The organism is Hydrogenimonas urashimensis, assembly GCF_016593255.1.
Lineage (GTDB): Bacteria > Campylobacterota > Campylobacteria > Campylobacterales > Hydrogenimonadaceae > Hydrogenimonas > Hydrogenimonas urashimensis.
Map to the genome: position 1 here is coordinate 932,856 of NZ_AP023212.1, position 14,517 is coordinate 947,372.

The 14,517-nt window shown below is 49.0% G+C and carries 12 protein-coding genes; 9 read left to right on the forward strand and 3 right to left on the reverse strand.

Annotation, left to right across the window (positions count from 1 at the left end):
• Positions 1 to 5: 5 nt before the first annotated feature.
• From JMG82_RS04680 to JMG82_RS04690, 3 genes are all read right to left on the reverse strand, one after another.
• Positions 6 to 3,515 carry a hydantoinase B/oxoprolinase family protein gene (locus JMG82_RS04680; RefSeq protein ID WP_201353766.1) on the reverse strand — a complete coding sequence of 1,170 codons (3,510 nt, stop codon included), beginning with the start codon at positions 3,513 to 3,515 and terminating at the stop codon, positions 6 to 8.
• Positions 3,516 to 3,657: 142 nt separating this feature from the next.
• On the reverse strand, positions 3,658 to 4,974 hold the full coding sequence (murC, locus tag JMG82_RS04685) for a UDP-N-acetylmuramate--L-alanine ligase (protein ID WP_201353767.1): 1,317 nt from the start codon (positions 4,972 to 4,974) through the stop codon (positions 3,658 to 3,660).
• A 90-nt stretch (positions 4,975 to 5,064) separates the two neighbouring features.
• On the reverse strand, positions 5,065 to 5,646 hold the full coding sequence (locus tag JMG82_RS04690; RefSeq protein ID WP_201353768.1) for a hypothetical protein: 582 nt from the start codon (positions 5,644 to 5,646) through the stop codon (positions 5,065 to 5,067).
• Positions 5,647 to 5,885: 239 nt separating this feature from the next.
• Between JMG82_RS04690 and JMG82_RS04695 the strand changes: the two genes are divergently transcribed.
• The 9 genes from JMG82_RS04695 (at position 5,886) to JMG82_RS04735 (ending at position 14,508) form a co-directional block, all read left to right on the forward strand.
• Positions 5,886 to 6,815, forward strand: a complete 930-nt coding sequence (locus JMG82_RS04695) for an MraY family glycosyltransferase (RefSeq protein WP_201353769.1) — start codon at positions 5,886 to 5,888, stop codon at positions 6,813 to 6,815.
• A gap of 63 nt (positions 6,816 to 6,878) precedes the next feature.
• The gene (gene rfbA, locus JMG82_RS04700) at positions 6,879 to 7,748 is read left to right on the forward strand and encodes a glucose-1-phosphate thymidylyltransferase RfbA (protein WP_201353770.1); all 870 of its coding nucleotides are present in this window, start codon (positions 6,879 to 6,881) and stop codon (positions 7,746 to 7,748) included.
• Entirely contained in the window at positions 7,745 to 8,791 is a 1,047-nt protein-coding gene (gene rfbB, locus JMG82_RS04705) for a dTDP-glucose 4,6-dehydratase (protein WP_201353771.1), read from the forward strand. The genes rfbA and rfbB overlap by 4 nt, the downstream gene beginning before the upstream one ends.
• Positions 8,784 to 9,872, forward strand: coding sequence for a DegT/DnrJ/EryC1/StrS family aminotransferase (locus JMG82_RS04710; RefSeq protein WP_201353772.1), 1,089 nt, complete (start codon positions 8,784 to 8,786; stop codon positions 9,870 to 9,872). The genes rfbB and JMG82_RS04710 overlap by 8 nt, the downstream gene beginning before the upstream one ends.
• Positions 9,873 to 9,891: 19 nt before the next feature.
• Positions 9,892 to 10,986 carry a DegT/DnrJ/EryC1/StrS family aminotransferase gene (locus JMG82_RS04715; RefSeq protein ID WP_201353773.1) on the forward strand — a complete coding sequence of 365 codons (1,095 nt, stop codon included), beginning with the start codon at positions 9,892 to 9,894 and terminating at the stop codon, positions 10,984 to 10,986.
• An 8-nt stretch (positions 10,987 to 10,994) separates the two neighbouring features.
• Complete coding sequence (cysK, locus tag JMG82_RS04720; RefSeq protein ID WP_201353774.1) at positions 10,995 to 11,915, forward strand: cysteine synthase A; 921 nt, start codon at positions 10,995 to 10,997, stop codon at positions 11,913 to 11,915.
• On the forward strand, positions 11,912 to 12,601 hold the full coding sequence (locus JMG82_RS04725; RefSeq protein ID WP_201353775.1) for a WbqC family protein: 690 nt from the start codon (positions 11,912 to 11,914) through the stop codon (positions 12,599 to 12,601). Before cysK ends, JMG82_RS04725 begins: the two co-directional genes overlap by 4 nt.
• Positions 12,602 to 12,640: 39 nt before the next feature.
• Positions 12,641 to 13,834 carry an ATP-binding protein gene (locus tag JMG82_RS04730; RefSeq protein ID WP_201353776.1) on the forward strand — a complete coding sequence of 398 codons (1,194 nt, stop codon included), beginning with the start codon at positions 12,641 to 12,643 and terminating at the stop codon, positions 13,832 to 13,834.
• The gene (locus JMG82_RS04735; RefSeq protein WP_201353777.1) at positions 13,831 to 14,508 is read left to right on the forward strand and encodes an LbetaH domain-containing protein; all 678 of its coding nucleotides are present in this window, start codon (positions 13,831 to 13,833) and stop codon (positions 14,506 to 14,508) included. The genes JMG82_RS04730 and JMG82_RS04735 overlap by 4 nt, the downstream gene beginning before the upstream one ends.
• Positions 14,509 to 14,517: the final 9 nt, after the last annotated feature.

A 14,517-nucleotide genomic window follows, 5' to 3' on the forward strand; every position in this document is an offset into this window, starting at 1 on the left:
TTATTTCAAATTCTTGAACCATATCCGCCGCCGCCGGGTGTCTCTATGCGTATTCTATCGCCTTTTTCCACCTGCAGCTGCACCTTCGCTCCCAGGTCGTACACTCGGTTTGCTCGAATCAGAATGTTGCGCCCCCTGGCACCCGCTTCCCCGCCGGCCAGCCCGAAAGGGGCGAAAACGCGCCGTTCGCTGAGAATCGAAAACGCCATGGGCTCGAAAAAGCGGTAAATCCTCACCACACCGTCTCCGCCCCGGTGGCGCCCGGCACCACCCGAACCGCGGCGCACGGCGAACCGCTCCACCGCCACGGGGAAACGTCGCTCCAGTATCTCGATGTCGGTAATTCGCGTGTTGGTCATGTGGGTGTGCACGGCATCCGCCCCCGGGGCGTTGGGCGTCGCTCCCGCGCCGCCGGCGATCGTTTCGTAATAGCCGAAGCGCTCATTGCCGAACGTGACGTTGTTCATGCATCCCTGGCTCGCCGCCGCCTCGCCGAAAAGCCCCAGCACCACATCGACGATGCGCTGGCTTGTGGTCACGTTGCCGCCCGCCACCGCCGCCGAAGGCGAGGGATTTAGAAGCGAGCCTTCGGGCAGAACCATCTCCACCGGCGCGATGAGCCCTTCGTTGAGGGGAAGATCCTCCCGCAGCATCGCCCGCAGGGCGTATATGAGCGAGGAGCGAACGACCGCGGGCGGCGTATTCTGATTGCCCCACATCTCCAGGCCGCTGCCCGTGAAGTCGAACACCGCCCCGCCCTCCTTGTCGAACGTCACCGTCAGAGCGATCTCGCTGCCCCCATCCAGCCGGTCCGCGGCCTCGCGTCTTTGTCCAGCATACCTCCTGAAAAAGCGGCGCACCGCTTCCTCGCTGATTCGCTGGATATCGGCCATATACTCCAGTATGGCATCCCGCCCGCTCTGGCGCATCAGGGCGAGCACCCCCTCTATGCCTTCTCGGTTGGCCGCTGCCTGGGCCCGCAGGTCGCTCAGGTTGTCCGCGATGTTCCGCCCCCCCGCCCTTTGGAGCGTTTCGATGACCCGCGTCTCGTCGAAACGCCCCTTTTCGATGAGCGGAAAGCTTGTAAAAAGCGCCCCCTCCTCCTCAAGTGTCGCCGAAAAGGGGGGCATCGACCCCGGCACTTTGCCGCCGATGTCGGCGTGATGGCCCCGGCTGGCGACCCAGAAGAGTACCTTTCCATCTTTCACACAGGGCGTGGCGAGGGTGATATCGGGCAGGTGGGAGCCGCCCTCGAAAGGGGCGTTGGTGATGTAGGTGACCCCCGCTTCGAAGGATCCGTGTTTTTGTATCAGCGCTTTTACCACACTGCTCATGGAGCCCAGATGCACCGGGATATGGGGGGCGTTGGCCACCAGGTTGCCCGCCGCGTCGAAAATGGCACAGGAGAAGTCGAGCCGTTCGCGAATATTGGTGGAGACGGCGCTTTTTTGCAGCATATCCCCCATCCGCGCGGCGATGAAGCCGAAACGGTTGGAAAAGAGCGATCGGCGCACCGCGGCAAGCGACGTCTTGTCGTTTCGGACCGCGGCGATGTCCATCACCACATCACCGACTGCGTTGACGGCAGCACGGCATTCGGGCTCGAGCACGATCGTGGAAGTCTCCTGTATCAGGAGGGCCGGCCCTTCGATGGTGGCACCCGCACCCAGTTGCGACAGGTCGTACACCCAAGCATCGTGCCATCCGCCGCGAAGATAGATTCGCACCCGCCCCGTGGCCCTTGGCTCACCTTTTTGCGGCGGCACGGCCGGGCGCTCCCATCCTTTCGACACGACGGTCGCCACCAGTCGTACCGACTCCACGATGAGCCTGCGCTCGGGCATCAGAAAACCAAATTCCCGTTCATGCCGCTCCTCGAACGCCTCCTTCGCCTTTTTGAAAGGCACTTCGATCGCCTGCTCCGTTCCGTCGTATTTGACCAGCGCCCTGTAGGAAAACCGCGTATCGCGCCCCCGGGTTTTGGCGGCCAATTCTCTTTTGAGCGGTTCAAACAAAGCGGCGTCACACGCCTCGAGGGGCTTTTCCACAAGCCGCATCGCATCGACGCTCTCAGAAGCCAGCGCCATGCCGTAGGCCGAGAGGATACCCCCGTAGCGATGGATCAAAACCGTCCGTATGCCCAGCTTCGCCGCCACGGCCGCGGCGTGCTGTCCGCCCGCGCCGCCGAAAGCGCAGAGGCGGTGGTCGGCCGGGTCGAATCCTTTCTTGAGGGTCACCTCTTTGATGGCGGAGGCCATCTGCTCATTGGCCACATCCAAAAAACCCTCGGCGACCGCTTCGACACTCGTTCCCAGCGCCTCGGCGATCGGTTCGAATCCCCGGCGGCTCGCGGCGATATCCAGCGGCGCATCGCCGTTTGGGCCGAATATTTTCGGAAAACTCTGCGCATCCAGACGCCCTGTTACCAGATTGGCATCGGTAATGCTCAGATATCCCCCGCGCCCGTAACACAGAGGCCCCGGATCGGCTCCGCTGCTCTGCGGTCCCACCTTGAAAAGACCGTTTTCGAAAAAGAGGCGGCTCCCCCCGCCACTGGCTATCGTGTGCAGATCCACCTGCGGCACCCTGACCCGCACACCGGCCGTCTCGCCTTCGTAGCGTAGTACCGTCTCTCCGTCATAGCGGCACACGTCGGTGCTGGTCCCGCCCATGTCAAAGCCGATCAGCGGTGTGCCGTCGTAAACCGACGCCAGGGCCGTCACGCCTCCGGCCGGCCCGCTCAGAAGCGCCCGTGACCCCCGGAAATCTTCCAGTGAACTGAGTGCGCCGCTGCTTTGCATCATCCGTGTCTTTGCGCGGATATCGCCGCGAAAAGCCGCCTCGAAAGTTTCGAGATACTCCTGCAGTTTTGGTGTCAGGTAGGCATCGCACAGCGTTGTCTCCGCCCTGATCACGGCACCCGGCAGCGGCACGGTTTCGTGGCTGCAGACAACCGAAAACCCCATCGTCTCGGCGATTTGCGCTACCTTTTTCTCATGTTCCACAAAGCCGTAGCCGTGCATCAGGCAGACCGCGAGGTTCCTCTCCTGCAGTCCCCAGAGCGTTCGCCGAACCTCATCGGCATCGACCGCTTTTTCTACGACGAACTCCCCTTCTCGCAGCAAAACCCGTTCGTCGATCTCCACGACTTTCGCATACAAAGGCGCGATCTTTTCGATCTCCAGGGCGAATATGTCCGGCCGGGCCTGGTCGCCGATCTCAAGCAGGTCCCCGAACCCACGGGTCACCACGAGCACGGTCGGCTCCCCTTTGCGCTCGAGCAGGGCATTGGTCGCGATGGTCGTCCCCATGCGTATCCACCCGATCCGTTCCGCGTCGATCGGCTTTGTCGCCCCAAAAAGTTCACGCATCACTTCGCCGATGGCGTGGCTGCACGCCTCTTTATAAAAAGGCGAACGGCTCAAAACCTTTTTGACGATAAACCGCCCTTCATAACGGGCGATCAAATCGGTAAAAGTCCCGCCCCGGTCGATAGCAAACTCGATTTTTTTCAAGGTGTTTCCTTGAAAAGGTTATCGATGCTGCATGCCTGACGGGAGGGATATAAAAAGGGAAAATTTTTGGTTTCGCATCTCAATAATTCCCGGATAAAGAAAAAAACCGGACCGATCATCTCACCTTCTCACCCAAAAATCGTCACTTCAAACCCCGGATCTGGTAGGTGATGTCTCCGGCACCGAAGGCCACGATGAGATCGTGGTCAAACTCCTTGATACTGCGGCCGCTTTTGTCGAGAATTTTCACGACGCCCCCCTCTTTTGTGACACGTTCGGCCATCGTCAGCTCATAGCCCGCGAAGGCACCTTTGAGATCGATGGGAACCTCCACCTCCCCGGCGGCCCAGATCGGCAGAATGACCAGTTCGTCCACATCGGTGAAACATTCGACGAATCCCTGCAGGTTGTCCATGGTACGGCTGTATTTGTGAGGCTGCCATATCGCCCTGATTTTGCGGAAACCGCGCATGGCGGCATAATCTTTCAAGGCGTCCATCGTCGCCCTGATTTCGGTGGGGTGATGGCCGTAATCGTCGATCACGACACACTTTTCACTGTTTTCGATGATGTCGAAACGCTTCTTGATCCCTTTGTAACGCTTCAGATTGTCCCTAATGGCATCAGGGCTTTGGCCCTCATGCAGCGCCGCCAGAATAGCCAAAGAGGCATCCAGAGCGATATGCGCTCCCAGCCCGAACACATCGAAACTCCCGAAATTTTTAAGCCTGAACCGTGTATGGGGCTCCCCGTCGATGAGCACATATTCGATATCGCGGATATCACGGCTTGGATAGAGCCTGATCGACTCAAGCTTTAGGGCGGAGAGAAAAAGATCTTCCCCGTTGACCACTCGCACCGACGCCAGGCGCAAAAACTCCTCATACGCCGCATAGAAACGCTCAAGATTGTATTCGTAGTACTCCATGTGTTCCGGTTCGACATTGGTGACGATGGCCATGTAGGGGTTGCAGTTGAGAAAACTGGCATCGCTCTCGTCCGCTTCGAAAACCACTTCGTCGTTTTCCGCCGTTCGTACATTGGAGTGGAAGACTTTCGAGATAGCCCCGATCAGTGCGTTGGTTTGCGGAAGAAGCTCGGCCAGCATCGCCGACGTGGTGCTTTTGCCGTGTGCTCCGCCGACGGCATAGACTCTCTTGTCTTTGAGAATGAACTTCAACGCCTCTTTTCTCGCATAAAGCGGGATCCCAAGCGCCTTCGCGCGGATATATTCGGGATTGTTCTTTCGCACCGCCGCCGAATGGATCACCATATCGGCCCCCTCCACCGCGTCGCCGTGATGGGGAATCGTGATCTTCGCCCCGTATTTGAGAGCCAGCTCGTCGGTGATCTCGCTCTGGCGTATGTCCGATCCCGAAATCGCATGCCCCTCCCCCGCCATGAACTTGGCAAGTGCCGAAATGCCGATGCCTCCGATGCCTATGAAATGGATTCTCATCTTTTTTTCGCTGCCGGCATAGGGGCTGTTTGGACAAGGACGAACGTTGGGGTGCGCTCTGTCAGCTTCTTGCTTCTCACTTCCTGTTTCTCACTTTTTCAAAGTTTCCAACTCTTTGAGCGCATTTTCGAGCACATCTTTTTTCTCTTTCAAAAATCCTTCGACGGAGGGTTTGAAGTTGGTCAGGAAAAAGCCGTAGGTTTCGCTGTCGTTTGGGTTTTTGGTATCGACCAGTTCGTCGATGAAATCGTCAAATTTCATTTGGGATGCCGCCGCCGCGATGTGGGGCATCATCGCCTCCGAGAGCGTTTCATCGTTCGCCGTGTAGTGAAGGATCAGAAATATCTCCTTGGCCCCCTTGAAATCGTTTTCGCTGTAGCGCTCGATACCGTGTTCGTAGATGCCCCGCAGGGTATAGAGATCCTCCGGCTGGCCGATATCGAAAAACTCCTCTTTCGTCAGTTTGTCGGCAAGCCGATCGAAAACGGTTTGCAGAATCTCCGTGTAGATGCGATCGAGTCGCTCGGCAGAGAGGTTCAGCATCACCGACGTATCGAGCACATCGTACATCCCGACGACATCTTTCGCTTTGACGGCGGCCTCTTCCCTGTTGGCCAGTTCCATCATAAATGCCGGATTGTTTTTCAAATCTTCAAATTCGTTCTCATTCATTAAAATTTTCCCTTTTGTGTCGATATATGTGACAACTTTTTAACATAAATTCAAACAGAGCCGCAGGAGCGCACGAATGAACAATCCGATTATATTTAATTTTAAATTAAACAAGCTATAATCGCGCCATGATTCTTTTTTTGGTAATTTTTACTTTTATTTTTACTTTTATTCTGATTCTTCTTTTCATTAAAACCGCCCCAAAGCTGGGGTTCGTGGATATACCTAATGAACGAAGCATGCATACACAACCCATACCCAGAGGGGCAGGCATCGCCTTTGTATCGGCCGCGCTGTTTATTTCGTTGATTTTGATATTGTTTGATTACAACCATCTTTCCCGGTATCTTCAGGTCTATATTGCGACTATCATCGTTTTTCTGGGTGGTGTTCTGGATGACAGAAAGGGTGTAACACCCAAAATGAAATTTCTTTTTATCTTCATCGCATCGATTCTGCTTTACAGCAACGGCATCGCTATCGAAAGAGTGGGTAAATATCTTGGATATGAGATTTTTTTACCCTCTTTGTTGGTTTTTCCTTTCACGTTCATTGCCATTGCAGGCTTTACCAACGCACTCAATCTGCTTGATGGCCTGGACGGTCTGGCAGGCACCGTCTCCATTATCATGCTGGGGGCTTTCATGTGGATAGGATACACCCATCATGACAATTTGATGGTGATGCTCTCTGTCATCTTTATTCCGGCCCTGGCCGCTTTTTTGCTGTTCAACTGGCATCCGGCCAAAATCTTCATGGGCGACAGCGGGTCGCTGACTCTGGGCTTTGTCATCTCTGTCCTGGCTGTTAGAGCCACCCATTACATTGCGCCCACGGCCGTGCTTTTCATGCTGGCCATTCCCGTTCTCGATACTTTCGTCGTCATGACACGGCGCATTCAGCGGGGAAGGTCCCCTTTCAGCGCCGACAAAAACCATATGCACCACATTCTTTTCAACCGGTACGAAGATGTAACATATACCGTCATACTGATCGTATACATACAGATTGCCTTTACGATGATCGGATACCAATTGAGAGATGCCGATGACTTTCTGTCACTGGTGCTTTTCGGCATACTGTTTTTCATTTTTCTCAATCTCTTGGATCAGCGAAGAAAACGGCGAAAAAAAGAGAGAAAAAGAACATTGTTCAAATCAAAAATTTAATATTTTTGTCATTCCATCGATTATTATCGAAAAAGTATCTTTAAAACCCTCAAGGAGGCTTATTTGAAAGGCATCATTCTAGCAGGTGGCAGCGGTACACGCCTTTATCCGATTACCAAAGCGGTATCCAAGCAGTTACTGCCCATCTACGACAAACCGATGATCTACTATCCGCTTTCGGTCCTGATGCTGGCCGGTATCAAAGAGATACTGATCATATCCACACCTGCGGATCTGCCGCGTTTCGAAGAACTTCTTGGTGACGGCGCACATATAGGCATGCGTTTCAGCTACGCCGTGCAGGAGCGTCCCAACGGTCTGGCGGAGGCTTTCATCATCGGGGAGGAGTTCATCGGTAACGACAATGTATCGCTGATTCTTGGCGACAACATCTTCTACGGCCCCGGACTGACACCGATCCTCGAACGCGCCGCCCGGAACAAAGAGGGAGCCACCATTTTCGGCTACCAGGTCAAAGATCCGGAACGCTTCGGGGTCGTCGAATTCGACAAAAACCTCAAGGTTCTTTCGATCGAGGAGAAACCCAGGCATCCCAAAAGCAATTTCGCCGTTACCGGGCTCTATTTCTACGACAACGACGTCATCGAAATCGCTAAAAACGTCAAACCTTCCGATCGAGGGGAGCTGGAGATCACCTCCGTCAACCAGGAGTACCTCAGGCGCGGCAAACTGGAGGTCCAGCTTCTTGGACGCGGCTACGCCTGGCTCGATACGGGCACGCACGCCAGCCTCGCCGAGGCGGGACAGTTCATCCAGACCATCGAGCATCGCCAGGGGTACAAAGTGGCCTGCATCGAAGAGATCGCCCACTACAAAGGGTGGATAGACGACGAACAGCTTATCAAATTGGCCGAACCTTACAAAAAGACCGAGTACGGCCAGTATATGCTGGAAATGGCAGGTGCTCTATGAAATCGATTCTCGTGACAGGATGTGCCGGATTCATCGGCTCCAATTTCGTCCCCTACTTTCTGCAGAAGTATCCCGACTACCGTCTGATCAACCTCGACCTGCTCACCTACGCCGGCGACCCGGACAACCTCAAAGAGGTGGAGGGCCATCCCCGTTACCATTTCGTCCACGGCAACATCGGCAACCGGGAACTGGTCGAATACATTTTCGATAGCTTCGACATCCAGGGCGTTATCCACTTTGCGGCCGAATCGCATGTGGACAACTCGATCAAGAACCCCGGGGTATTCATCGAAACCAACGTCAACGGCACTTTCACGCTGCTGGACGTGGCCTACAAGCACTGGATGGAAGCACCCTTTTCCTACAAGGAAGCCTACAAAGAGTGCCGTTTTCACCACATCTCCACCGACGAAGTTTACGGCACGTTGGGAGAGACGGGCCTTTTTACCGAAGAGACACCCTATGCCCCCAATTCGCCCTACTCCGCTTCCAAGGCCTCCAGCGACATGGTGGTCAGAAGCTATCATCACACCTACGGGCTTAACACCGTCATTACCAACTGCTCCAACAACTACGGCCCCAAACAGCATGACGAAAAGCTGATTCCGACCATCATCCGAAACGCTATACATGGCCATCCCATTCCGATCTACGGCGACGGAAAGAATATCCGCGACTGGCTCTACGTTCTTGATCACTGCAAGGGAATCGATCTGGCCTTTCACAAGGGCAGGTCGGGCGAAACCTACAACATCGGCGGGCGGAACGAGCGGGACAACCTTTACATCGCCAACAAGATCTGCGAAATTCTCGACGAGCTTTATCCCATCCTAAGCAATCCGACATTGAAATCCCGCCATTCCCGATTGCGTTCCTACAAAGAGCTCATCACCTTCGTGCAGGACCGTCCGGGCCACGACCGGCGCTACGCCATCGACGCCACGAAGATCGAGAACGAACTGGGATGGAAAGCGGACGAGAATTTCGAGACGGGCATTCTCAAGACGATCAAGTGGTATCTGGACAAATACAATGATTAATGTAACCAGCCCTTATCTTCCCGATATCGAAAAACTATATTCGTATATTCAATCAATTTATGATTCCGGATATCTCACCAACAATGGGCCTCTCGTCCATAGGCTGGAAGAGCGGTTAAAAGCATATTTGGGCGTCAAGCATGTTATTCTCACTGCCAATGGCACCATGGCCCTTGATATAGCCTATACCGCACTGCATTTGAAAGGAGAAGTTATCACGACCCCTTTCACCTTTGTAGCAACGACAAATTCACTGGTTCATGCTGGTCTCAAACCGATTTATGCCGACATCGATCCCGAAACATTCAATCTGGACCCTGCGAATATTGAACCTCTGATCACAGATCGCACAACCGCCATTGTTCCCGTTCATGTTTTCGGAAATGCATGTGATGTGGAATCTATTGAAACAATAGCGAAAAAACATAATTTGAAAATCATTTACGATGCCGCCCATGCATTTGGCGTTCGGTATGGGGAAAACAGCATACTCAATTTTGGTGACATTTCGATACTGAGTTTTCATGCCACCAAAATGTTTCATACGATTGAGGGAGGAGCCATTGTCACCAATGACGACACGTTGGCAAAAGAGATACGCATTATAAAAAACTTCGGTATTGACTGCCCCGATACCATAAAAACCGTAGGTATTAATGGAAAAATGAATGAATTTTCAGCGGCAATGGGACTCTGTGTATTGGATGATATTGATATCATTATTCAACGACGTAAAAAAATTCACGATACCTATAAGCAAAAGCTCGAAGGTTTTGTCGAATTTCAGTCGCAAAATCCAAAGGCCACACAAAATTACAGCTATTTTCCCATTCTATTAAAAAACGAGAGGGAGATGTTTCTTGTACAAAAATCACTTGAAGAAAAAGGAATTATATGTAGAAGATATTTCCATCCTTCGTTGGATACAATTCCTTATATGGATTCGGCCATCGAAATGAACATATCCAGAGATATTGCAAAGCGCATCCTCTGTTTGCCAATCTATCCATCTTTGGATTTGGAAGATGTGGAACGAATTATAGAGCTTACAAAAAAAGTATTGCACGCAAGAATCGATTAAAGATTAAAAAAGGAAAAAAATGGTCCGTGTTACGAAAGTGTATTATCCAGATAGAGAAAAATACAACTCCTATGTGGACAAAATCTATGAAAGTGGTTGGTTGACCAACAATGGTCCTTTGGTAAGAATGCTGGAAGAACGGTTGGAAAATTATTTTGGAGTCAAAAATGTCATCCTGGTGGCCAATGGCACAATGGCTTTGGAACTGTCATACAGAGTTCTGGCGTTGGAAAACGAAGTTATCACCTCTCCTTTCAGTTTTATTGCAACGACCAATTCCATCGTTTACAGTTGCTTAAAGCCGGTTTTTGCAGACATCGATCCGGAAACATTCAATATCGATCCGGAAAATATTGAAAATCTCATAACGGATAAAACAAGTGCAATCGTGCCGGTTCACATTTATGGCAATGCATGTGAAGTGGATAGATTGGAGCATATTGCCAAAAAACACAATCTAAAATTGATCTTTGATGCGGCGCATGCTTTCGATGTCAATTATAAGGACAAATCCATCTTGGGACGAGGCGACATTTCCACTATAAGCTTTCATGCCACCAAAATGTTTCATACGATCGAGGGGGGAGCTATTGTTACCAACAATGACGAAATCGCAGAAAAAGCGCGACTGTTGAGAAACTCCGGAATTACCCCGGATGAAAAAATCATTGGCGCCGGCACCAATGCAAAAATGAATGAATTCGAAGCGGCAATGGGTTTATGTATTCTTGATGATATCGATATGATTATCAATGGTCGACGAAAAGTTTTGGAATATTATAAAAAAGAGTTGGACGGTTACGTTAAGTTCCAAAAACAAAATCCCGATGCCAATCAGAGTGTCAGCTATTTTCCTATTCTGCTGAAATCTGCCGAAGAAAGAGAATATGTCCATAACAGACTCAAGGAAAATGATATCAATTCCAAACGTTACTTTTCTCCCTCACTCGACACACTCTCCTATATCGATGTTCCTGTACCCATGAAAATTTCCCGAGATATTGCCGACAGGGTTCTTTGTCTCCCTTTTTATCATGATCTTGAGTTTGAGACAATAGAAAAGATCGCATCGGTTATCAAGCAGGCATGTTCGGAAAACATTGTTCAGGAATAGGAGATTATATGAATGAAAAAAATTTTGACATACTTAAACTGATTGGCAACACACCTCTGATTTCATTTCGCAATGAAAACATTGTCGCCAAAGCAGAATTCCTAAATCCCGGCGGAAGCATCAAAGACAGGGTCGCTCTTGCTATGATCGAGGCGGCCGAACGGGAAGGAATATTGAAACCCGGCATGAAAATTGTAGAACCCACAAGTGGCAATACAGGCATAGGTATCACCCTGGTAGGCGTCGCCAAAGGTTACGAAGTGCATATCGTCATGCCTGAGGGCATGAGCGAGGAGAGAAAACAGATCATCCATATGTTAGGCGGGCACCTTGTCCTCACGCCGGATGAAGAGAATGTCGCAGGAGCCGTATCCAAAGCGGAAGAATTGGCGGAAAAATATCAAGCCTTCATGCCCCAACAGTTTAAAAACAGAAACAACGCATTGGCTCATTACAATCACACGGCTCCCGAACTCTGGGAACAAGCCGGAGGAAAAATAGATGCATTCGTTTCGGGAATAGGCAGCGGGGGTACGTTGCAAGGTGTCGCATCGTTCCTTAAAGAAAAAAACCCGAATATCAAAATTGTGGCAGTGGAACCCAAAAATGTCTCCGCCCTGCTGGGACACGAACCAGGCTTACACAGCATTCAAGGCATTGGTGACGGATTTATTCCCGATATTCTCGATGTCTCTTTGATCGATGAAATTCTTGAAGTAACGGATGAAGATGCGATAGACACGACAAGAGAGATTGCAATCAGTAACTCTTTGTTGTGCGGGATATCATCCGGAGCCAATATATGGGCTGCCAGACAAATTGCCAAAAATCATCCTGATTGGAGAATCGCCACCGTTCTTCCGGATAGAGCGGAGCGCTATTTCAGTACGACTCTTTATGATACGTTAACAGAAGGAGAAGTTTCATGAAAATAGGCATAATGCAACCATACTTCTTTCCATATATCGGTTATTATCAATTAATGGAGGCTGTTGACACCTATGTTATCGCGGATGATTTGAACTATATTAAAAATGGATATATCAATAAAAACTCCATATTACTCAATAATCAGCCATTCAAAATTTCTCTTCAACTTTTTGGGGCCAGCCAAAATAAGCTCATTAACCAGATAGAGGTGGGTGAAAATGGTCCGAAATTGTTGAGTACCATTAAAAATGCCTACAAAAAAGCGCCTTTTTTCAAAGAAGTATTCCCACTTTTGGAAGACATCCTTCTTGAAAAGGAAAAAAACCTTGGCAGGTTTCTGGGAAATTCTTTGATGAAAACAGCAAAATATCTGGAAATCGAGGTCGATTTTCTCTATTCAAGCGAAATTGAAAAAGACAATTCCCTAAAATTTGATGAAAGAATTTACGATATATGTCACCGTCTAAATGGTGATCATTACATCAACGCAATCGGAGGTCAAAAACTTTACAGTAAAGAGAAGTTTGCAAAGCACGGTATTCGATTGAACTTTATTCAAACCCATGTCATCCAATACAAACAATTCAACGACTCATTCGTTCCCAATCTTTCCATTATCGACGTTATGATGTTCAATTCAAAAAAAGACTTGAAAATATTTTTGAATGAGTATTCGCTTGTTTAACAAAAAATTGACAATATATATGCTGAAGGATTTTCGGTGGTGAAGAAAAAAATACTTTTTCTTGGCGCATCTGTTTCCCAACTTCCCGTCATAAAATATGCAAAAAAAGCGGGTCATTACATTATTACCTGCGATTACATGCCGGAAAATCCCGGAAATGCTTTGGCAAATGAATATTACAATATCAGCACCATTGACAAAGAAGCTGTTTTGCAACTGGCAACGAAGTTAAAAATCGATGCTATCGTTTCCTTCGCTTCCGATGTCAATATTGTCACACAATCTTATGTAGCCAACAGGCTCGGACTCCCTTCCAACCCTTACGAATCGGTTATGACTTTGACACGAAAAGATCGTTTCCGCTCTTTTCTTAAAAAACATGGCTTCAATGTTCCTCGGTCACAAGGATTCTCAAATTACAAAGATGCGGCTGCTTTCGCAAATACCATAAATTATCCGCTTATCATCAAGCCCACAGATGCTGCAGGGAGCATGGGAGTAACCAAAATAGACAGTAAATCCGAACTGAAAAAGGCATTTGATTATGCCATGCAATTTTCAAGAGAAAAAAAAGTGATTCTTGAGGAGTTCATTCAACGCAAAGGCTTTCAAGTCGGCGGCGATGGATTCATAGAAAACGGGAAATTGGCTTTTAAAGCATGGACAAACGCACACTTCAATGATGCATGCAATCCTTTGATTCCCATTGGTACCAGTTTTCCCTCAATTCATGACAAAAGCAAACTGGAATATGCCCATCGGGAGTTTCAAAGATTGTTTGATCTTCTCAAACTCAAAAGCGGCGCGGTGAATTTTGAATTTATTTTCGATCAAAACGACAATCTTTACATTATCGAAGTTGGACCCCGCAATGGGGGCAACCTCATTCCGGAGGTCACCCATTATGCCACGGGAGTCAATCTGATCGAATGTACAGTCAAAGCAGCGCTTGGAATACAGTGTGAATTGAAAAAGCGAGAGACAGACAAATACTTTTCATATTATGTCATTCATTCTGAAAAAAATGGGGTTTTGCAGAAGATTCAATTCGACTCGGAGATAGAAGAGAATATTGTAGAAAAACATCTTTTCAAAAAAGAAGGTGACAATGTAAATCGCTATGAAAATGCAAAACAGCAACTTGGAATTGTGATTTTGAGATTTTCATCACAGGATGAAATGATAAACAAGATGGAAAATATGCAACAATATATCAAGATCTTTATAAAATGAAAACTGAAAAATTCACTATTTTGGGAGCTTGCAAAGTTTCAATAGGCTATATATTGGATTGTCTATATAGTCAATACAAAAACAACTCCAGAATCTTCGTCGACATTATTCACAATCTACCCCTGGAAGAAAATCAGTATGCCGCGTTGGATTTCATTCATCCATCGATTTCTGTAAGAGAGTTGTGGTATGACGATTGGAAACCCAACGGAAACGAACAGTTGATTTTATCCGGCATGGCCCCTTCTACCAAACGGAAAATATTCCATTTTTTCTATAAACATTTTGGAATCGATAGATATAACTATATCTCAGTTATTCACAAAACCGCATATGTTTCTCACGGTGTAAAAATAGAAAAACCGGTACTGTTGACCGGAGGATCCATCATAGAACATTATGTAGAACTTGAAAAATTCGTATCGGTATTTACAAAAACCGTTGTGGCACATCACTCCCGCATCAAAGCTTTCAGTTCGATACTCATGGGAAGCAACATCGCAGGGTTTTGTTCCATTGGCGGCAATGTCATTATAGGTATGGGCTCGAATATTTTCAATCGCGTATCGATAGGAGACAATACTTTTATCGGTGGCGGTTCAGTCGTAACAAAATCGATTCCAGCAGATGCCATAGCATATGGCATTCCTGCCAAAATCGTAAGACATTCATAAGGCCAACAG

Coding starts and splice junctions, on each gene's coding strand:
- JMG82_RS04735 (WP_201353777.1), top strand. CDS start 13,831: ATGAAAACTGAAAAATTCACTATTTTGGGAGCTTGCAAAGTTTCAATA.
- JMG82_RS04695 (WP_201353769.1), top strand. CDS start 5,886: ATGCATACACAACCCATACCCAGAGGGGCAGGCATCGCCTTTGTATCG.
- JMG82_RS04710 (WP_201353772.1), top strand. CDS start 8,784: ATGATTAATGTAACCAGCCCTTATCTTCCCGATATCGAAAAACTATAT.
- cysK (WP_201353774.1), top strand. CDS start 10,995: ATGAATGAAAAAAATTTTGACATACTTAAACTGATTGGCAACACACCT.
- murC (WP_201353767.1), bottom strand. CDS start 4,974: ATGAGAATCCATTTCATAGGCATCGGAGGCATCGGCATTTCGGCACTT.
- JMG82_RS04725 (WP_201353775.1), top strand. CDS start 11,912: ATGAAAATAGGCATAATGCAACCATACTTCTTTCCATATATCGGTTAT.
- rfbB (WP_201353771.1), top strand. CDS start 7,745: ATGAAATCGATTCTCGTGACAGGATGTGCCGGATTCATCGGCTCCAAT.
- JMG82_RS04715 (WP_201353773.1), top strand. CDS start 9,892: ATGGTCCGTGTTACGAAAGTGTATTATCCAGATAGAGAAAAATACAAC.
- JMG82_RS04690 (WP_201353768.1), bottom strand. CDS start 5,646: ATGAATGAGAACGAATTTGAAGATTTGAAAAACAATCCGGCATTTATG.